The sequence below is a fragment of the Halobacterium salinarum DSM 3754 genome (genome assembly GCF_008124605.1).
Lineage (GTDB): Archaea > Halobacteriota > Halobacteria > Halobacteriales > Halobacteriaceae > Halobacterium > Halobacterium salinarum.
On sequence record NZ_VRYN01000003.1, the window covers coordinates 185,214 to 204,419 of the forward strand.

Genomic DNA, 19,206 nt, shown 5'->3' on the forward strand with positions numbered 1-19,206 from the left:
CCCGGCGAGGTGCCCACCGATGACACACACCCCACCACACTCGTACGCCGACGTGCTCGCCGCCGTCACGGACCCCGTGGTTGTCGTCCAGCATGGAACCGTCACGTTCGCGAACCCGGCGTTCAGCGAGCTCACCGGCGTTGCCGACCCGGTCGGAGCGCCCATCAGATCGTTCGCCCCACAGGACACCGCCTCGGACCTCGATCGCTTCTGTGACGCGGTGGCGGCCGGCAACGCCACCCGGACGCACGCCCGGGTCGTGCTCGCTGGCGCGGACACCGACCGCCGGCTGGTCACCGTCGACGCCACACGCCTCAACGCTGCCCACCAGGACGCGCCCGCGACGGCGCTCGTGGTGGTCGCTGCGCCCGAATCCGGCATGGAATGGGCGCACCACGAGCGCATCCTCGACGCCCTCCCGGTGGGCTCGTTTCGCACCCGCCTCGGGGACGGAGTGCTCCTCGGCGTCAACGACGAGCTGGTGGCGTTCGCCGACGCCCCATCGAAGGCCGCGCTCCGCGGCCGCCCGGCCACGGAGTTCTACGCAACCCCGGCGGCGCGCGAGGAGATCGTCGCCACGCTGCGCGCCGACGGCGTCGTCACGGAGACCGAACTCGAACTCGAAACGCTGGCCGGCAACACCGTCTGGGGGACGCTCACGGCGGTCACGGTCACGCACGACGGCACCACCGTGGTCGATGGCGCCATCCGGGACGTGACCGAGCGCCGCCAACTCGAAACCGAGCTTCGCCAGCGCGCGCGGCGGTTCCGCCGCATGTTCAAACACCACTCCGCGCCGATGCTGCTGATCGACCCGGACTCGGGGGGCATCCAGAACGCCAACGACGCCGCCGCGGCGTTCTACGGCTACTCGGTCAGCGAACTCACGGGCATGACCGTGAGCGACCTCAACACGCTGCCCAATGGCGCCCTCGACACCCACCGCGGCCAAGCCGAGGAGGGGGACCGCAACCACTTCGTCTTCGAACACGAGCTGGCCGACGGCGAGCGCAGAACCGTCGAGATCCACTCCTCGCCGATCGAACTCGACACCGACACCGTGCTGTTCTCGATCGTGGTCGATGTCACCGAGCGCGCCGACTACGAGGCCCGCCTGGAGACGCAACGCGACAACCTCGACGTCCTCAATCAGGTGCTTCGCCACGACATCCGCAACGACCTCCAGCTCGTGCTCGCGTACGCCGACATGCTGGCCGGGGAACTCGACGGCGAACACGCCGACTACATCGAACGCGTCCTGGAGAGCGCCGACCACGCCGTCGAGCTGACGAAGACCGCCCGCGACATCGCGGACGTGATGCTCACCGACCCCGACGCCGACCACGTCATGTCACTGCGCGCGACGCTGAAGGCCGAGTTGGCCGAAGTACGGTCGTCGTTCCCCAGTGCGGCCGTGACCGTCGACGGCTCGATCCCGGACGTCACGGTCCACGGCAACAACATGCTCGACTCGGTGTTCCGCAACCTCCTGAAAAACGCCATTCAACACAACGACCAGGACAGCCCCGAAGTCACTGTGTCGGCGGACTGCACCGACGACAACACGGCCACGATCCACGTCGCGGACAACGGCCCCGGCGTGCCCGACGCGCAGAAGGACGCCATCTTCGGCAAGGGCGAAACCGGACTGGACAGCGACGGCACCGGCATGGGGTTGTATCTGGTCGACACGCTCGTGGACTCCGTGGGCGGCCGTGTCACGGTGTCGGACAACGACCCCACCGGCGCGGTGTTCTCGGTGACGCTCCGCACGGGGCCGTAACCGTGCGCTCTCAGACCCTCTTCGCGGTCATCCTCGTGGTGACGGCGCTCGTCCTCGGCGGCGCGACCTACGCGGGGTTCCAGGCCTACCAGAACGCCGTCGTCGACAAGCACACGACCACTGTCGAACGGAACACGGCGCTCGTCAGGACCGAACTGGATGCCCAACTCAAAACCCACGAGCAGTCCGTCGAACTGTGGGCCACGCGCCCCGGCGTTCGCGCACACGGCACCGCCAGACAGCGATCCGCCCTCCGGGCGCTCGTCAACAACTCCGCGTTCGCCGGCGCATCCGTGATCGCAGCGAACGGCACGATGACCGCGCTCGCCGCGCCGCAGTCGGACGCCGCCAGCGTCGTCGGCTCCGACTTCGGGGACCGCAGGTACGTGCAGCGCGCGCTCGCCGGCACCACCTACATCAGCAACCCGGTTCCCGCGGAGACCGGCACCAACGTCGTCGTCGTGAGCACGCCGGTCCGCCGCGACGGCGACATCGTCGCCACGCTGAACGGCGCGGTGTACCTCTCGGAGACCGGCGCGTTCGATCTGCTGCGGTCGGACCTCCCGGATTCGTCGGGTGTCACGGTCACCACCGACGGCGGCGCGGACATCTACCACCGTCCGCCGTCGCCGAACCGGTCGGTGACCGCCCACACGGTCCCCCTCTCGGAGGCCGACTGGGTGGTCTCCGTCTCCGAGTCCCGCGCGGTCATCGGGCCGACGATCCAACGGCTCACGCTCCTCCAGACGGGGAGCGTGATCAGCGTGTTCGCGGTCATCGCGGTGTTCGGCTGGTGGAACTACCGCCGCAACCTCGCGCAAGTCGAGGCCCTGATCGACGGGTTCCGCGCGCTCCGCGACGGCGCGTACGGCACCCACGTCGACGTCGGCGGGGCCGACGAATGGGAGCGCATCGGCACCGGGTTCAACGAGATGAGCGACACCATCGACCAGTCGGTGGCCGAGAACCGCGAACGCGCCCGCCAACTGCACGTCCTCGATCGCGTGCTGCGGCACACGCTGCGCAACGAACTGAACGTGGTTCGTGGCCGCGCGGAACTCGTCGCCAGCCACGCCACCGGCGAGGCGGCCGCCCACGCCGCGCACATCATCTCGCGGTGTGACTCCCTGGTTGAAACCGCCGACAAGGAGCGTGCGATCAGTGACGTGTTGGACACGGACACCACGCCCGAGCCCCTGGACGTGGCGCGCATCACGGAGACCGTCGTCGAGCGCGCGCAGGCCGACGCCCCGAACGCCGACCTCACAGTCGACACGCCCCCGACCGCCGTCGCCGCCGCCGTCCCCCAGATCGGCACGGCGATCCAGGAAGTCGTCACGAACGCGATCCAGCACGCCGACTGCACGGCCCCGCAGGTCAGCGTCTCCGTCTCCGAGCCCACGGCCACCGAGGGCATGGATCACGTCCGGATCACCGTCTCCGACCACGGCCCGGGCATCCCACGCATGGAACGTCGCGTGCTCAACGGCGACGACGCCATCGACGCGCTGCACCACAGCCAGGGGCTGGGGCTCTGGCTGGTCTACTGGGCGGTCACCCACTCCGACGGCGACCTTGACTTCGAGGACAACACGCCCCGGGGGTCCGTCGTCACGATCAGGCTGCCGGCGCGCGACGACACCGCGTGACCGCGCCCGCTGGGGTCGCCACCGCGGGCGATCCGGCACGCACCATCGGACGCCCTAGGTGTCGTTCAGTCGTGCCAGTTCCACCGTCTGATCGGGCGGTAACTCCGCGGTCTCGCAGGCCTGTAACACCTCCCGGATGTGGTAGTTCTTCTTCGTGTGGTCAGTGGCTTGGAGTGCGGCTTCGAGGTGATCGATACACCCATCGCACAATTCGACCATACTGTACGGTCAGAAACAACATGTCATATACGTATCGGAATTTGCTCTAGGCGACGCGAAATCGAACCCGCCGTCAACGGCGTAGACGACACCCCAGCCGTAGGGGTGATCGCGCACGCTCGACGCCCGCCGTGGGGCAGGCGCTGGTCCGAACGCGCGGCCGGTACGTCGCCCGACAAGCGGTTGCCGCCGGGCGTGCGTTCACAGCGGCAGTTCCGGCGATTCGTACTCGGTCCCCAACACGACCATCGTCTGGGAGCGCGCGAACCCGTCCATGTCAGCGATCTCCTCGAACATGAGTGCGCGCAAATGGTCGGTGTCCTCGGCGACGAGACGCAGGATCACGTCCCACTCGCCGGTCGTGAGGTTGACCTCTCGAACACCCTCGATGCCGGTGAGCCGGTCGAGGGTTTCGTCCTCCCGGCCCTGTTCGACGCGCAGCCCCACGAACGCGGTGGTTCCGAGCCCGACCGCCTTCGGGTCGACGTCGGCGTGATAGCCGCGGATCACGCCCGCCTCCTCCAGGCGGCTGACGCGGTCATGCACCGTCGCCGAGGACATGTCTATCTCGCGGGCGATCTCGCTGAACGGCTTCCGGGCGTCGGCCTGCAGCGCGCGCAGGATCTCGCGGTCCGTGTCGTCTACATCCATGTGTCCGCGGTAGACGGTGCCAACGCCAATACCTTACTACTCGGCCGCAGCGCGGATCTCCTGGGCGGCGGCCAACACGGCGTCGTGTGCGGTCCCGTTCGACGCGACGAGCCCGGTCGCGCCCGGCGTCCAACGCGTTCCGTCGATGTCGGTCACGACGCCGCCCGCCTGCCGAACCAGATGGACGCCGGCGACGCTGTCCCACGGGTTGGCGACGACGTTCGTGATCGTGGCCTCCAGTTGGCCGCTCGCGACCATCGACAACACGGCCTGCGCGCAGCCGTACCGGCGCATGTCGCCGAACCGCTCGACGATCGCGGCGCAGGCGGCGGCGTACTCGTCGCGGCGGTCGAAATCCCACCAGATCGTGGGCGCGACCACGAACGTCTCGGGGTCGGTTTTCTCACTGACCGAGATCGGCGTGCCGTTCAGCGTGGCCCCGTCAGCGCCCGCAATGTAGGTGTCTTCGAGCGCCGGGAACCGATTACACGCCGCGACCGGGGTGCCGTCCACGACCGCGGCGACCGCGGTCGCCCACAGCTGGGTGTCACGCACGAAGTTGTTCGTGCCGTCGATCGGATCGATCACCCAGGCGGCGCCGGCGTCGGGCACCGTCTTCAGCGCGTCGGCTTCCTCGCCGACGATGGTGTCCTCGTCGTAGACGGCGTCGATCACGTCGACGACGCGGCGCTGGGCGGTGCGGTCGGCCTCCGTGACGACGTCCGTCTTCCCGGATTTCGTTTCGACGTCGATGCCGGTTCGGAACGCGTCGAGCGCAACCGCGCCGCCCGTGCGTGCCGCCCGCTCGGCGACCGAAACGCGGTCGGTGTCGTGCATGCCACCAGCACGGGTGGCCCGGTGCAAAGAGCCGTCGGTCTGGGTCAGCGACTCCGGCTGTCGCTGGTGGCGTGTAACAGTGTGTTTTGCGAGGGAAGTCCGTCCCGTGGACTTCCCGCATCCCGCGGCGCACAGTGTGCGCCGGCGATGCGAGGGAAGGGATTCGAACCCTCGAACTCCTACGAGAACGGATCTTGAGTCCGTCGCCGTTGGCCGAGCTTGGCTACCCTCGCACGCATTCAGCTTTCGGCGAGGTAGTTGTTTAGTCGTTGCGAATCTGGTCGGTTCGGGTGAAGGATTTATCATGGACGATGACAATGGTCTACTGTGACCGTCCAGTGACAGCCTGGATCGATCCCAACGAAACGCGGTCGAACTGGGGGCAAGACCAAGACGACACGCTTCCGGACCGCGCTCGGCCGACGATCGAACGCGCGGCTGAGACCGGGCTGCCGTTCCAGTACCGCGAGCAGCGGTACTTCGACGGAACGCTCTCGGACGTGCGCCTGGATGGCATCGAATACACCTCCGGCGAGTACGTTGTCAACGGCGGTGTGATGGGCGATCACGCGCTGAAGCTGCACGCACGGGGCTTGATCTGGGTCACCGAAGAGCCCGCACAGTGTCGCCGATTCAAACTCCAAGTCGTCCGCGACAGCCCGCCGGCCGACACCGTCCCGTACGGCGACTACGACGTTTGGCAGCGCTACCAGTTCGGGAGCGTCACCGTCGACCCGATCGAGGGGCCGACGTTCGAACCCGACGACAACGACATCCAGACCGAGCGCACGACGGCGCCGTTCGGCGCGCTGTTGAAGCCGGTTCGACTCCACGTCTCCGAGCTCGAACTCATCCGGAACCCGTCGTTCGCCCAGTACCGGCTCGAAGAGCGCGAGGAGTGGGAGGAGTACGGTGCCGTGTTCCGCTGGAAGGGCAACGCCTTCCAGCAACGCGTCGAGTAACCGTCGAAACCGCTAACACACGGGACAGCATACGACGACCGTGGCGAAGCCACTCCGGTTCCGGCGGTCCCGGGAGCGCTGGAGTACCGACCGTGTTACCGACGCGCTCCACCGAGAGCTCGACGCCAACCTCGGTGCGTCAGCGGACACGCCCTGGTTCGCGCAGCCGTCGGGCTACGAGGCACGGCGCTTCGATGTCGACACGGGCGACACCGCACTGTTCGCGTGGCCGGCCGACGACACGCCCGGCGGCTGGTGGCTGGGGAACACGGAAACACCGTCGCCGCTGTGGCGCACCGACAAGCGGTCGTTTGCCGACGCGCCGTTCGCGGTGAGTCGGTGGGCCCAACGCGAGTTCACTGCGGAGCTCCACCAGCACGCCCCCTGGCTGGCGGCGTACCCGTACGTGTCGTGGTTCTTCCTGTCCGTGTTGTGCTCGAAGGACGGCCGCCGGACCACGCGGGCGTTCTTCCGCGAGCACGCCGCCGGGTTTCCGGACGCCGACTTCCAGGACGCGCTGGCGTTCTACGAGTCGTTCCTGCGGACGGGTGTCTTCGACGACCACCGCCACGAGATGGCGGGCAAACTCGGGACCTCGGAGACACTCGACGTGCCCCGCGCCAGCGCGGCGATGAGCGAGTTCCACGCCGCGTGGCTGCTGGGGGAGGCGGGCTACGAGGTCACCCCGGAGATCGAGGTGACGACGGGTCACAGCCTTGATTTCCGCGCCGACCGGGAGGGCGAGCAGGGCGTGCTCGTGGAGGTCACACGGCCGGTGCCAACCAGCGATCGTGCGGCCGGCACCCCCATCGCCGCCGTCCGGGAGACGGCGGCGACGAAGACCGACGGCCAGCTCAGCGAGCACGGCGGCGGTGCGGTGCTGGTCGTGGACTGTTCGTCGTTCCCGGACGACGAGTGGCGTCGGATTCGCGGCGAGCGGCCCGAGGTCCGCCACCGGCCGGCGGTCGTGTTCCGGCTGCGGCCCAGCGGCCGCGTCGAGGGGTACACCAAGGGGTCGGTGCCGCTTTCGCTTCCGCAGTTCGACTGACCCACCCGAGCCGTTTTGTCGCTGGCGGTCACAGCGCTGGATATGTCCCGCCGTCGCTCCGGTGGCGTGCTCGCTGCGACCGGTGACGTGCTGTCCGCGTTCCTCTCCATCACAGTCGTCGTTGGGCTCCCGCTTTCCATCGTGAACCACCTTCTGGGCAGTCCGCTGTCCACTTGGGTCGTCAAATCGGTGGCGTTCGTCGTTGCTCTCGGCGGCGCGTACCCGTTTGTTGCGGGTGACTGGCCGCTGGCGAAGCTCACTGACTTCGCGGTGGCCGCCGTTCTCACGTGGATCGCCGTCGCGGTGTTCGTCACCGTCGGACTGCTCGCTGCGGTCGACGGGGGGCTGCCGTCGGACCCGCCGGTGAACACGGCTGTCAGGCTCGGCATCGTCGCGCTCTCGTTCTGCGTCGCTGCACTGTACGTCCGGGACCGCGAGCGCACCCACGTGACTGACGACGACGCGCACGGCCACTGACCCGCCGGGCTTCCGAGGGTTCTTACCCGAGGCCGCCCCACCACTGACCGAATGGGCGACGCCGACGAGCCGTGGCGCGAGTTCTTCGGGTTCGAGGCACCGTACGACCAGCAGGCCGACGCCATCGGGGCGGCCATCGAAGCCGGTGACAGCGACGGCTTCCTCGCGATGGAGGGGCCTTGCGGGACGGGCAAGACGATGGCGGCGCTGACCGCGGGCGCGCACCTCGTGCGCAACACCGACAGCTACGAGCGCGTGTTGGTGGTGACGCCGGTCAAACAGCAACTGGAGCAGTTCGTCGCGGACCTCCGAACGATGAACGCGGGCCTCGATGACCCCTTGGACGGCGTGGCGCTCGTCGGAAAGCGGGATCTCTGCCCGTACGAGCGCGAGGACAAGTTCCCCGACGACGCCGGCGTCCACGAGCGCTGCGAGGACCTCCGGGAGTCGACTGCCGGCCTCGTGGAGGGCGACGACGGCGGCGAGTTCGACGGGCAGGACGCACGCGACCTCACCGCACTGCCGGCGGCGGAGACCCCCGACGAGCCGTGGTGGGATCCCGCAGCGGGTCGGGCGCTGGCGCGGTCGGCGCGCGCCGACGCCAGCCAGACGCTCTCGCAGACCCCGCTGCGGACGGCTGGCACGGACGCACCATACGTCCCCCACCAGCCGACCGCCCCCGAGGACATGGCCGACGGCGACCCGCCGCTGATGTGTCCGTTCGAGGCCGACTGGTACGGCCGCGACAAGGGCTCGCCGGTCGGCTTCGAGGCCGGCCGGCACAACGTCGTCACGAGCGCGGACGTGTTGCCCGCGGGCGTCGACCACGGAACGTGCCCCCACCGCGTCCAGCAGGTGCTGTTGGATCACGCGGAGGTCGTCGTCGGGAACTACAACCACCTCTTCGACCCCCAGACCCGGGGGCTCACTGACCACCTCATCGACGACTCGACGTTCGTCGTGGTCGACGAAGCCCACCGTCTAGAGGAGCGCGTTCGAGACCTGCTCTCGGACCGCCTGGGGCGGCACACGCTCACTCGCGCCCGCAACGACTGCCGGACGCTGCTCACGCGGGCCAACCAGAGCCGGGAGAACCGCCAGCAGGTCACCGACCACCTCGCCAGCCACGACTGCTCGCTCGACGCCGTCGAGGCGATGGTCGGGTTCCTCGACGACGTGCTGGAGTGGCTCGACGACCGCGTGGCGCGATACCTCGCCGCGGAGGGGTTCGACCCCGACCGCCCGGGGTCGCTGCCCGAACGCGACCACGAGATCCCGCTGCGGGACCCCGAAAGCGAGCAGCCCGACGCGCTCACGCAGTGGGCCGAACAGCACGGCCACACCGGGGACGCGTGGCGGTCGCTGGCGGCAACCGGCACCGCGGTGCAGGCGATCCTCGACGACGACGGCGACCGATCGGCGGTGGCAGGCCCCGTGGGCGTCACGCTCCAGCGGTGGTGGGAACGCGACCACGCGACGTACTTCCGGGAGGTGGAGCTAGAGCACGTGCCCAAGGAGTCGGGGCGGGCCGGCGCGGCGTGGGCCGAATCCTACACCCCCGCGCTCGTGATGTTCAACTGCATGCCCGCCCGCGCGCTCCGGGAGACGCTGTCGGAGGTCGGCGGCGGCGTGTTGATGAGCGCCACCCTGGAACCACTGGACGTGTTCCGGGAGGTCGCCGGCCTAGACCGCCTGGCGGCGGGCGCGGGCGACAGCGACCCCCGCCCCGTCGTGGAGCGCCGCTACGATCTGCGGTTCCCCGAATCGAACCGCGCGAGCTTCCTCGTCGACGCCACGCCGTTCACGGCGCACAACCGCGGCGACCCCGAGCCGGGCACCGACAACCCGACGCGCGACGAATACCGCTACGTGCTGCGGACGGTCGCCCGCCAGCCCGGCAACGTTCTGGTCTGCATGCCGAACTACCGGGAGGCGGCGTGGGCGGCCGCCTATCTCAGCGACGGCGTCGTCGAGAAGGACGTGCTCGTCGACGAATCGTCGTCGAACGCCGCGACTGACGACCTCAAAGCGACGTTTTTCGCTGGCGACGGCAAGGTGCTGGTGACGAGCACACGGGGCACGCTCACGGAGGGCGTCGACTACGACGGCGCGAAACTCGGGGCGTGTCTCGTCGTCGGCGTGCCGCTGGTGAACGTCGGGTCGCCACGGATTCGGGCGGTCAGGCGCGCGTACGCCGACGCCTTCGGCGACGACCACGCCTTCGAGTACGCCCTGACGGTGCCCGCGGTTCGGCGCGCCAGACAAGCCATCGGGCGCGTGATCCGCGGCCCCGAGGAGGTCGGGGTGCGCGTGTTCGCCGGCGGCCGGTACGTCGAGGACGCACGCCACTCCGTCTTCGAGTATCTCGGCCCGGGTGAGCGCGCCGAGTTCACGACGCTCACGCCGTCGTTCCTCGGGAGCCAGCTGGACACGTTCCGCTCGGAGTCGGACTGACCGCAGTCCTCAAGCCGGTTGGCCGACATCACTGTACTGATGACCGACCTCCGAACGCCATCGGAGCGCGTCTGCACGCGCTGTGGTCGCCACGAGCACTGGTCCGAGGACGCCCACCACTGGCGGATCGGCGACGACGCCGGGCGCGTCCACTGCATCCACGCGTGGGACATCACGGCGTCGTTTCCCGTCGTTGGCAATGACACGCCGGCCACCGACGGGTCGGCATGACCGCGCGCCCGGACTCCAGCGGGGCGTCCAGCCGCCACGACCGCCTCCAGCGCCACCCCACGCCGAACGCGCGCAACTCCCTGTGGCGGTGGACCGACGCCAAACACCCGCTCCGGGTCGCGCTGAACTACGTCGTGATCGTGCTTGCACGCATCTCCCCGAGCCTCCACGCGAAAAACTGGCTGCTGGCGCGCATCGGTGTCACGGTCGGCGACGGCGTCGCGTGGGGGTTGGAGTCGACACCCGACGTCTTCTGGCCGGAGCTCGTCACGGTCGGCGACGACGCCATCATCGGCTACGACGCCACGCTGCTGTGCCACGAGTTCCTCCACGACGAATACCGCACGGGCGCGGTCGTCGTCGAGGATCGCGCGATGATCGGGGCCGGCGCGGTCGTGCTGCCCGGGGTCACCATCGGTGCCGGCGCACAGGTCGCGGCGAACTCGCTTGTCACCGCCGACGTGCCGCCCGGCGAAACGGTCGCCGGCGTCCCCGCCGCGCCCACTGGCGACTAACGCGCCGAATCGTCGGTGTCCTCCGTCTCGCTCCGTGCCCGGGCGCTCACTCGGTGCGCGTGCGCCCCGGGCACGAGCGCGCCGACCGCGGTCAACCCGCCGAGCACCGCCAACAGGCCGCCGAACGCGAACCCGCCGACAACCGACAGCGGCGGCGTGACCGCGATGCCGCCGGTCAGCGCGGCCAACAGGAACCCCGCGCCACCGACCACGAGCCCGTACCGCGTGACGCGATGGGCTGCGGCTGCGATGCCCCAGAACGTGCGGAGCCTGCGGCCCAGCGACTGGGAGCGCGCCGCCTGCCGGGCGTCGACGGCGGCCCCCGCAGCGGCGATGCCCGCCGCCGCCACGCCGACCACGCCGGTGAGGAGGAACACCGCGATGCCCGCGGGCTGGGACACCGGAAACACGCCGCTTGCGACGCACAGGCACAGCCCACTGGCGATCCACACGCGGCGCGCCCAGTGGCGGCCCGGTCGGGTCGCTGCCCACGACTGCACGCGGTCGTGCCGGCCGATCCCGTACCCGAACGCCCCCACAGCGATGGCACCGAGGATGGTGGCGAGTCCGTTCATTGGTGGTGGACGATGACGATCCCGTCCCGGAACACGAGATGGTTCGGGATGACGTACTCCCGGCTGTCGGCTTCGATCCGCGTCACGAACACGTCCACCTCCTGGACGACGCCCTCGCGGCTCCCGATGGCGACCTGATCACCGATCCCGTAGGGCTGGCGCAACAGCAGGTAGACGCCCGCCGCCGCCGACGCCAACAGCTGCCGCGTCGCGACGAGCGCGAACACCACCACGGACGCGAGGTAGACACCGAACACCACGAGCAGCGCCGCCACAGCCACGCCGAGCTGGGACAACGCCACGAGCCCCGCAGCCAACACCACCGTGTAGCGCGCGGCCACGGCCACGACCGACGCCTCCGGGAACTTCACCGACCGCAGCCGCTCGGTCACGAACACCTCGACTTTGTCGCCGACGAGCACCCCGACCACCACCACGACCACGGCAGCCAGCACCGACGGCAGGATCGAGCCGAGCAGCCGCCACAGTGGCTTCTGGATGGAGAACTGGGCGGCGTCCAGCGCCACCAGCACGGCCACGATGTAGACGACCGTCGACACGAACCGCGCGGTCAGATCGACGGTTGTGGTCCCGGATCGCCGCGCCAACCGCTCGACGGTGGTTCCCTCGACGATTTCATCGACCCCGGCGGCCAACATCACGCGCCGGTGGATCCACCCGACGAGGTAGCCCGCGACGGCCCCGCAAAGCAACACGAGCGTCGCAAGCCCGTACTCGAAATGCGGGCCGACAAGCGTCCGCAACACGTCTGTCATGCTAGTTATCCTCGGGGTCGAGCTCCAACACCAGCTCGCCGTTCCTGAACGCCCGCACCAGGCCGTCGGACTCCGAGAGCACGATCGCGACCGCGTTCGTATCCCGGGTTATCGCCCCCGCTGCCATATGCCGCGCCCCCAATCCCTTCGGGATGTCCGTGCCCTCGGCGCCGGGCTCCAGGTAGCGGTACGACGACACGATCTTCCCGGAGTCGGAGATCACGAACGCGCCGTCGAGGCGCGAGAACTCCTTGAGCATCACGTTCACGATCGGATCCCCGACGTGAACGTGGCTCTTCTCGAAGGGGTTGTACGATAGCGGCCGGCTTTTCGTCATGACCTTGCCGGCGTCCCCGACGACGAACAGCGCCCCCACGGGCTTGCCCTTCTGACCTTTCCGCCCGAGCTCGATCGCCACGTCGAAGACGTCCCGGATGACCCCGGGCTCCGCGCGCGTGCTTGCGAACAACTCGTAGACGCTGGATTGGGTGCCGGCGTTGGCGCGCGTCCGCGTCACCATGTCGACCTCCTCGCTCAGGAACGGCGCGACGCAGCCGAGCTCGTCGCCGTCGGCCACGACACCCTCGCTGAGCGCGCCCTCGATCCCGAACCGGATCTGCTCTCGCACGTCGTCGAACGCCAGGGGTAACTCGACGAACGTCTCGGCGCCGACGGCGTTCTCGGTGGCCACCACGACGACGTCAACCCCCTCGACGTCGTCAACGCGGTCGTAGTACGACCCGCTCGGCGAGAACACGAGCAGGGCGTCGATCCCATCGAGCACGTCGGCGAGAAGATCCGGTGGCCGAGTCATTTCCTGGATGGAACCACCGCACGCGCAAAAAGCTTCCCGGGACCTGGCAGCCACGCGTCAGACACACGCCGCTTGCACGCGGTCTGCGCGCCACACCGGGCCGCCGAATCGCTCGAATCGAGTGGTATGCGCGGGACCGGATTTGAACCGGCGGACCCCTACGGGATAGCGTCCTAAGCGCTACGCCGTTTCCTGGCTTGGCTACCCGCGCGCCGCACCCGCACTCTACTGCGCACCCGTAAAAATGCGTTGCGCTATCCGCCGGCCACGCCCATGAACCTATACCGCAGGCGGATCAACTGGTGGGTATGTACCGTGCGGGCGACGAACGAGCACACGACGACCGCCTCACCGAGCTTGCCGGGATCGCCGCCGACCTGGAACTGACCGCCGAAGCCGAGTCGACCGCCAAAGACCTCTTCCTGTCGACGGTCGACGGAGCCGCACCGCGCTCCGAGCCCGCGGTGCTGGCCGCGAGCGTGTACGCCGGCGCGCTCATCGCGGGCGACCAGCGCAGCCAGACGGCGGTCGCGGACGCCGCCGGCGTCTCGCGGCTCGTGATCCAAGAGCGCTGGAAGCAGCTGCTGGCGCGCGCCGGCTTCGACCCGCCGACGTGGTAGGCTACTGGCGTGGATCCCGGCCCTCGCGGCCGGGCGTGAGCGCGCCGTGTTCGTCGATCTCGCCGCGGACGATGCGCGTCGAGGAGATGATGTCCCCGTCGGCGGCGTCGACGTGGTCGACGACCTCGATTTCGAGGGGGTCGGTGCCGTCCTGGGCGCGTAACTCGTTGATGCGTTCGCCGCCGGCGGCGGTTTCCGGGGAGACCACGAGCACGTCGAAGTGGGGTTCAGTCGCGATCCCCGTCGGGGAGTCGAGCGTTCGGATCGTGTACTCGCGGTCGTGCGTCTCGGCGAGCGCGGCGAGTTCGTCGTCGAGGTCGGCATGGCGCGCGTCGAACGAGCGGACGTGACGGTCCACGTGGCGGGTGTCGGCGGCCAGGTCGTCGCTGGTGAGGCCGACGGTCACGTCGCCGCGGTCGAACGCGCGCTCGAAGAGCTTTCGGTGGCCGTCGTGAATCGGGTCGAATGTGCCACCGAGGGCGACATTCATATGCCGGCGGTCGGCCTGTGCGCGTTTAGCCGTTTGGGTTCAGGTGTCGTCGGCCGCAGTGTCAGCCTCCGGCGAGGCGTCCTCGACTTCGATGCGGACCGGCGTGTCGTGGCTGGCGGTGTCGTCGTCGCTGTCGCCGAGTCGCGCGTCGAGATTGAACACCGAGTTGAGACCGCGCTGGACGCGTCCGACGGTGTCAGCGACCAGGTCACTCGGGGGGATGGCGGTGTACTCGTATGGGTTGTTGCCCGCGCCCTCTGCGTGGCGCTTGCGCCGGTCGACGATGCTGTCGGCGGCGAGTTCGGCAACTGCTTCCCGCACGGTCGAGGGGTACAGTCCGGTCCCGTCAGCGACTTCGTCGCTGGTGCTGTACGGGTGCTGGCGGAGGTACACGAAGATGCGGGCACGGGTGTCGGTGTCCAGCAGCCAGGCAAGCACGTCAACGACGCCGTCGTCGAAGCCGGCGACGGCGCGGTCCGTGCCGTCTTCGAGGTGCTCGCGGGCGGCCGTGTTGGTGTCGCGTGAATCCTCAGGCATGCGTGCGTTCAGTTCAAACGCATGGCTGAACTGGTGAAAAGGACTTCGTCCGCGCCGCCGCTCACTGGTCGTGGAGCTCGGACACTGACTCGTCGAGATCGTGCAGCATTGCGGATTGCGCTTCGGTCTGGCTGACGATGTCCGCGACGGCCGTCGTGATGTCGTCAGCCAAGTCGGCGGTCTCGTCGACCATCGCGGCGATCTCCTCGGCGCTTGCGGCTTGCTCGTTGGTGGCGTCGGACACCTGTTCGATGCCCTCGGCGGTGGCCTCGACCGCCGTGACGATCTCCTCGAAGCTCGCCATCGCGTCCTCGACCTGCGCGACGGCGTCCTCGATCCGGTCGGTGGTGGTCACGAGATCGGTCACCGTGTCTGCGGTGTCGCGTTGGATCTCGCTCACCAGCGACTCGATGTGGCCCGCGTTCGACTGTGCGTCCTCGGCGAGGGCTTTGACTTCTTCGGCGACCACCGCGAACCCCTCGCCCTCCTCGCCGGCGCGGGCGGCCTCGATGGACGCGTTCAACGCCAGCATGTTCGTCTGCTCGGCGATGCCCGTGATGACGTCGACGACCTCGTCGATGTCTTCGATGCGGTTCTGGAGGGCTTCGACGTCGCTGGTGACGCTGTCGGCGGCGGTCGCAACGTCGGCCATCATGTCCGCGGCGTCGCTCGCCGCGGCGCTACCGTCGTCGGCAAGCCGTTCGGCCGTGGCGCTGGTGTCGACGACCTCGTCGGCGGTGGACGCGATCTCCTGGACGGTCGCGCTCAGCGTCTCGACCTCCGTGGCGACGGTGCTCACGTTCGTCGATTGGGCGGTGGACAGCTCGTCGATCTCGGCGGAGGACTCCGAGACGGCCTGGCTCGCGGCTTCGAGTCGTTCCACGTCGTTGTGCACTTCCGTGATGTGGGCGGCGAGGGTGTCCCCGAACTCGGTGAGGTTCCGCCCGATCTGGATGTATTCGTCGTCGAGGAGCGTGTCCTCGGCCGCGATGTCGACTGTCGCGTCGAAGCGGCCGGCGTCGTACGCGTCCAGCGTGTCCACGAGTTCACCGAACAGCGCCTGCAGTTCGCTCTGGTAGCGGGCGGAGCTGGAGCGGTCCTGAACGATCTCGATCACGCCACGGAACTCGCCGGTGTGGTAGACCGGGGTCGCGATGAACCAGAGGTCGGTGTTGCCGGCGACGGTGGTGTCCTCGTAGACGTAGTCGCCGGTGAGCAGCGCGTACGATTCGTCCGCGAGGCCGACCCCGTCGTATTCGTGGTGTGCGTCGATGGGCGTGTCGGCGACCTTGTTGGCGAGCGCGCGCGAGCCGTCGTCGTTGAGTCGTTCCCCGATGTCGGTGACGCCGATGGCGTCTTCGGGGGCGGTCTCCAGCAGCGCCGCGATCTGGTCGTCCCACGCGACAACGGCACCGTCGGCGTCGACAGCGAACGCGGGGACGTCGAGCGTGTTGAGTAGCAGAGGAACAGTAAACGGCGACCCCAGTTCATGTTTGTTTTTAGACATGCAGATGGGTACGGGCTACACCATCATATACATTTATGCTACTCACGAACGCGCGGTCGCTCCCGAGGACTACAGGGAAAGGTGGTTATACAGTCGTTTTTCGCCGTGTGTGTCGAGTATCCGGCGCTGCTGTTGTGCGCCTGATACATCATCGTACACGTCTCGGATGCCCGAGACGCCGAGCCGGTCGCACTCGCGATCGACGACAGTCCCCAGGTCAACAGCGCCCTGCGTCTCGCGCGCCACGAACGACGCGTCGTGGCCGTCACGCATCGCCCGCCACTTGTTCGCGTCGAGCAGCTCGCGGCGCAGGCCAGTGACACTGAACGGATCAGGGTGGTCGTCGTACCGCTGGGCGTACTCGGTCACCAGCGCGTGGGCGTACTCCACGAACGCGTCGACCACCGCCGGGTCGGCCTGCGCGTCCGGCGCACGCACCTCCACCGTGCCGTGGCCCGAATGCGGGCGCACGTCGTACCACAGCTCCCCGCGGTCCTCGATGCCGCCGTGTTCGACCATCCGACGCTCGAACGCCTGGAACGCCGCGTACGACTCGAAGGCAGTCGGCAGCCCCGTGTTCGGCAGCCCCTCGAAGATCTTCGCGCGCGCCGACGCCAGCCCCGTGTCGAAGCCGTTCCAGTACGGCGAGTTCGCCGACAGCGCCAACAGCACGGGCATATGCCACCGCATCCGGTTGGACACCCACACAGCCTTATCGGGGTCGTCGACGCCCACGTGGATGTGCAGCCCGGCCGTCGTGTTCCGGTGTTGTGGGTACTGGATGCGATCGAGCTGAGACCGATACCGTGGTTTCTCGGCGTGCTCGTGTTCGCGCCACCGCGCGCCCGGGTGGAGGCCAGCGCCGGCGATCCGGAGCCCGTGCTCGCTGGCGTACGCGACCAGCGCGGCCCGCACCTCACGGATCGCCGCCGGGGCCTCGGCAACCCCGTTGAGCGTCGGCGTCTGGGTCTCCACCACGAACTTGAACAGCTCGTGGTCGAGGCGGCCCGCGATCGGTTCCGGCGGCTCCCCCTCGTAGACTAGTTCGTCGCTGCCCGCAGTGGGCACGCCGTGCTCGTCGACCACGAAGAACTCCTCTTCGACGCCCAGCGTGCCCGACTCCGAGAATGCCTCCGGCGAACCCACGTCCATGCTGACCCGAGCTATCAGTTCGAACGCGTAAATAGTTCTGGAACCGGCGGGTGGCCCCGACTACAGGCGTTTCCGCATCGCGACGTGCTCGATGCCGGCTTCCATGAACGGCTCGCCCTCGCGGTGGTAGCCACGCGTCGCGTAGAACTCCGCGACCCGCGACTGCGCGTGCAGATACAGTTCCGCGAAGCGCTCGCGGGCGGCGTCCTCGACGGCGTCCATGACCGTCGCGCCGACACCATTGCCGCGCCGTGACGCCCGAACGGCGACCCGCTCGACTTTCCCCACGGACCCCTCGTACGCCCGGAGGCGCGCGGCCGCCACCGCCCGCGTGGCGTCCTGGCTGCCGGTCATCGTGTCGTAGGCCACGAAATGCGTCGCCGTGTCGTCGTGGTCGTCGACCTCCATGTCCGCCGGCACGCCCTGCTCGTCGACGAACACCGCGAACCGAACGCGCAAGGCGTCCTCGTACTCCTCGGTGGTTGTCGCCCGGATGACGCGCATACCACACGCCACCACCGCGACGCCCAAACGCCTACTGGTCGCTGCAATCCAGCACGGCCATCGTCGTCACTCCAGGGCCTCGGCGTACTCGTAGTCGGCCGGATACGCCGTCGGGGTCGCGTCGTCGAGGGTGATCCCCCACCCCGAGAGCGCCGACGGGTCCGCGCGCGCCGCCTGGATGACCCGCCGGATCTCGCCGACATCGACGCCGTAGTAATCCGCGGGGATGTCACCGAGATACTGCACGGCGGTGCGGAACAGGCTCCGCATGCCGTCGTCGTTCTCGAAGTCCACGTGTTTGTACGCGCCCGCGGCCACCTGGACCATCCCGTGGAGGAACGCCGACTCGTCGGTGCCGCTGCCGTAGTTGTACCACTCGACTTCGAAGCAGTCGTGGGCCTCGTGGTAGTCGCCGCTGTTGAACAGCCGAACGCCGTGCTCGACAGCGCGCCGGAGTGTGGCGTGCTCCCAAACCCGACGGTCGGTCAACCAGCCGGTGGGATCGCCGAGCGGCGGCGCGACACCCGGCGCACGGGTGTGGTCGTCCATACCGGCGCGTACTGCGGCCGGACACGTAATCCCGTCGGCGTGGTCAGCGCTCGGCCGGCGCGAACTCGACGAGCGTGAGGTCCCGATCCAGCGCGCAGTGATCGTGGGGTGGCTCGCCGTCGATCTCCGCGATCTGGTATTCGGTGTCGAACGACGCGCCAGCGGGCTCGCAGAACTCGTGGCTGGGACACTCCGTGTGGGGGCATGGGCCCGCGAGCTTGCCCTTGCTGCCGGCGTACGCGCCCTTCGACGGCACGGTTGCGGGGATCGTCGTCGGCTCGACGTCGACCGCGACCGCGCCCTCGTCGTGGACCGCACAGTCAAGCACTTGGCCGCCCTCGCGGACGTCCGTGACCTCGTATCGCACCCCCTCGGTGAGGTTGAGACACTGCTGGCGGTACGGGCACCCCTCGCAGTCGTCGGCCGGCCCGTGGTAGACGAACTCGGTGCCGGGGTCGGCGAGCCGCGGCCCGAGCAGCGTGATCGGCATGCTCGGGCGTTTGCTGTCCGCGTGAGGGTGTCATAGAAGAGTTCTCATGGTTTGCTGAATCAGCTCTAACGAATTGAAAGCGCCGTACACTTGGTGCACGCTATTTTTAGCTTGTCGTAGCTATGGCAAAAGAGAAATTCGGAGTCGCTGTTGACGAGGAAATTGTGCGAGAAGTGGACGAACTGGTCGCTGAGTGTGACGATCTCGGAGCCAGCCGCTCCGAGATCGTCGAGGCCATCCTCACAGCGTTCGTTCAATCTGAGTCAAACCACGCTGAGCGAGTGAGAGAGATCATAATTCGGAAACGAAAGGGCACTCTCTAAGCATCTCAACATACCGTGCACCAAGTGCACGACTTTCTAAGCT

23 protein-coding genes and 2 tRNA genes are annotated in these 19,206 nt (G+C 68.6%); 10 read left to right on the forward strand and 15 right to left on the reverse strand.

What is annotated here, in order from left to right; all coding sequences use genetic code 11:
- Positions 1-19: 19 nt before the first annotated feature.
- Positions 20-1,783, forward strand: a complete 1,764-nt coding sequence (locus APQ99_RS09065; RefSeq protein WP_244288990.1) for a PAS domain S-box protein — start codon at positions 20-22, stop codon at positions 1,781-1,783.
- Positions 1,784-1,785: 2 nt separating this feature from the next.
- On the forward strand, positions 1,786-3,432 hold the full coding sequence (locus APQ99_RS09070; protein ID WP_244288991.1) for a sensor histidine kinase: 1,647 nt from the start codon (positions 1,786-1,788) through the stop codon (positions 3,430-3,432).
- A gap of 54 nt (positions 3,433-3,486) precedes the next feature.
- On the opposite strand, the gene APQ99_RS12580 is transcribed toward APQ99_RS09070, so the two are convergent.
- The 4 genes from APQ99_RS12580 to APQ99_RS09085 form a co-directional block, all read right to left on the reverse strand.
- Positions 3,487-3,651 carry a hypothetical protein gene (locus APQ99_RS12580; RefSeq protein ID WP_168731189.1) on the reverse strand — a complete coding sequence of 55 codons (165 nt, stop codon included), beginning with the start codon at positions 3,649-3,651 and terminating at the stop codon, positions 3,487-3,489.
- A 201-nt stretch (positions 3,652-3,852) separates the two neighbouring features.
- Positions 3,853-4,302, reverse strand: coding sequence for an Lrp/AsnC family transcriptional regulator (locus tag APQ99_RS09075; RefSeq protein WP_010903000.1), 450 nt, complete (start codon positions 4,300-4,302; stop codon positions 3,853-3,855).
- A gap of 36 nt (positions 4,303-4,338) precedes the next feature.
- Positions 4,339-5,139, reverse strand: coding sequence for an inositol monophosphatase family protein (locus tag APQ99_RS09080; protein WP_010903001.1), 801 nt, complete (start codon positions 5,137-5,139; stop codon positions 4,339-4,341).
- A gap of 148 nt (positions 5,140-5,287) precedes the next feature.
- Positions 5,288-5,372, reverse strand: a tRNA-Leu gene (locus APQ99_RS09085).
- A gap of 105 nt (positions 5,373-5,477) precedes the next feature.
- Here APQ99_RS09085 and APQ99_RS09090 point away from each other — a divergent pair.
- Genes APQ99_RS09090 through APQ99_RS09115 form a run of 6 tightly spaced genes read left to right on the forward strand, consistent with a single transcriptional unit; the run spans position 5,478 to position 10,826 of the window.
- On the forward strand, positions 5,478-6,101 hold the full coding sequence (locus APQ99_RS09090) for a hypothetical protein (protein ID WP_012289318.1): 624 nt from the start codon (positions 5,478-5,480) through the stop codon (positions 6,099-6,101).
- Between the two features lie 40 nt (positions 6,102-6,141).
- Entirely contained in the window at positions 6,142-7,149 is a 1,008-nt protein-coding gene (locus APQ99_RS09095; protein ID WP_012289319.1) for a DUF5784 family protein, read from the forward strand.
- 42 nt (positions 7,150-7,191) lie between these two features.
- Positions 7,192-7,626 (forward strand): hypothetical protein, encoded by a 435-nt coding sequence (locus tag APQ99_RS09100; RefSeq protein WP_136361474.1) that lies wholly within the window; start codon positions 7,192-7,194, stop codon positions 7,624-7,626.
- 51 nt (positions 7,627-7,677) lie between these two features.
- The gene (locus APQ99_RS09105; RefSeq protein WP_136361475.1) at positions 7,678-10,080 is read left to right on the forward strand and encodes an ATP-dependent DNA helicase; all 2,403 of its coding nucleotides are present in this window, start codon (positions 7,678-7,680) and stop codon (positions 10,078-10,080) included.
- Between the two features lie 39 nt (positions 10,081-10,119).
- A complete protein-coding gene (locus tag APQ99_RS09110; protein WP_136361476.1) occupies positions 10,120-10,311 on the forward strand; it encodes an HEWD family protein in 192 nt (63 codons plus the stop codon).
- The gene (locus tag APQ99_RS09115; RefSeq protein WP_136361477.1) at positions 10,308-10,826 is read left to right on the forward strand and encodes an acyltransferase; all 519 of its coding nucleotides are present in this window, start codon (positions 10,308-10,310) and stop codon (positions 10,824-10,826) included. The genes APQ99_RS09110 and APQ99_RS09115 overlap by 4 nt, the downstream gene beginning before the upstream one ends.
- Here APQ99_RS09115 and APQ99_RS09120 read toward each other — a convergent pair.
- The 4 genes from APQ99_RS09120 to APQ99_RS09135 all read right to left on the reverse strand — a co-directional run bounded on the left by APQ99_RS09120 (position 10,823) and on the right by APQ99_RS09135 (position 13,202).
- Positions 10,823-11,401, reverse strand: a complete 579-nt coding sequence (locus tag APQ99_RS09120) for a hypothetical protein (RefSeq protein ID WP_010903008.1) — start codon at positions 11,399-11,401, stop codon at positions 10,823-10,825. The two genes, APQ99_RS09115 and APQ99_RS09120, sit on opposite strands and share 4 nt — an antisense overlap.
- Complete coding sequence (locus APQ99_RS09125; RefSeq protein WP_010903009.1) at positions 11,398-12,177, reverse strand: mechanosensitive ion channel domain-containing protein; 780 nt, start codon at positions 12,175-12,177, stop codon at positions 11,398-11,400. Before APQ99_RS09125 ends, APQ99_RS09120 begins: the two co-directional genes overlap by 4 nt.
- A 1-nt stretch (position 12,178) precedes the next feature.
- The gene (dacZ, locus tag APQ99_RS09130; protein ID WP_010903010.1) at positions 12,179-12,991 is read right to left on the reverse strand and encodes a diadenylate cyclase DacZ; all 813 of its coding nucleotides are present in this window, start codon (positions 12,989-12,991) and stop codon (positions 12,179-12,181) included.
- 127 nt (positions 12,992-13,118) lie between these two features.
- Positions 13,119-13,202 (reverse strand) — tRNA-Leu (locus APQ99_RS09135).
- Between the two features lie 97 nt (positions 13,203-13,299).
- On the opposite strand from APQ99_RS09135, the gene APQ99_RS09140 reads away from it, so the two are divergent.
- Positions 13,300-13,611 carry a cyclin family protein gene (locus APQ99_RS09140; protein ID WP_010903011.1) on the forward strand — a complete coding sequence of 104 codons (312 nt, stop codon included), beginning with the start codon at positions 13,300-13,302 and terminating at the stop codon, positions 13,609-13,611.
- A gap of 1 nt (position 13,612) precedes the next feature.
- Here the strand turns inward: APQ99_RS09140 and APQ99_RS09145 are convergent, their stop codons facing one another.
- The 7 genes from APQ99_RS09145 to APQ99_RS09175 all read right to left on the reverse strand — a co-directional run bounded on the left by APQ99_RS09145 (position 13,613) and on the right by APQ99_RS09175 (position 18,840).
- Entirely contained in the window at positions 13,613-14,101 is a 489-nt protein-coding gene (locus APQ99_RS09145) for a phosphopantetheine adenylyltransferase (protein WP_010903012.1), read from the reverse strand.
- A 39-nt stretch (positions 14,102-14,140) separates the two neighbouring features.
- Positions 14,141-14,638: a winged helix-turn-helix domain-containing protein gene (locus APQ99_RS09150; RefSeq protein WP_010903013.1), complete on the reverse strand. Its 498-nt coding sequence runs from the start codon at positions 14,636-14,638 to the stop codon at positions 14,141-14,143.
- Between the two features lie 61 nt (positions 14,639-14,699).
- Positions 14,700-16,145, reverse strand: a complete 1,446-nt coding sequence (locus tag APQ99_RS09155; protein ID WP_010903014.1) for a methyl-accepting chemotaxis protein — start codon at positions 16,143-16,145, stop codon at positions 14,700-14,702.
- A gap of 69 nt (positions 16,146-16,214) precedes the next feature.
- Entirely contained in the window at positions 16,215-17,297 is a 1,083-nt protein-coding gene (locus tag APQ99_RS09160) for a glutamate--cysteine ligase (RefSeq protein ID WP_010903015.1), read from the reverse strand.
- Positions 17,298-17,357: 60 nt separating this feature from the next.
- On the reverse strand, positions 17,358-17,801 hold the full coding sequence (locus APQ99_RS09165; protein WP_010903016.1) for a GNAT family N-acetyltransferase: 444 nt from the start codon (positions 17,799-17,801) through the stop codon (positions 17,358-17,360).
- A gap of 66 nt (positions 17,802-17,867) precedes the next feature.
- The gene (locus APQ99_RS09170) at positions 17,868-18,350 is read right to left on the reverse strand and encodes a DUF309 domain-containing protein (RefSeq protein WP_010903017.1); all 483 of its coding nucleotides are present in this window, start codon (positions 18,348-18,350) and stop codon (positions 17,868-17,870) included.
- Between the two features lie 43 nt (positions 18,351-18,393).
- A complete protein-coding gene (locus APQ99_RS09175) occupies positions 18,394-18,840 on the reverse strand; it encodes a UPF0179 family protein (RefSeq protein WP_010903018.1) in 447 nt (148 codons plus the stop codon).
- A 122-nt stretch (positions 18,841-18,962) separates the two neighbouring features.
- Between APQ99_RS09175 and APQ99_RS09180 the strand changes: the two genes are divergently transcribed.
- Positions 18,963-19,163: a ribbon-helix-helix protein, CopG family gene (locus APQ99_RS09180; protein WP_136361043.1), complete on the forward strand. Its 201-nt coding sequence runs from the start codon at positions 18,963-18,965 to the stop codon at positions 19,161-19,163.
- The last annotated feature ends 43 nt before the right edge of the window (positions 19,164-19,206 follow it).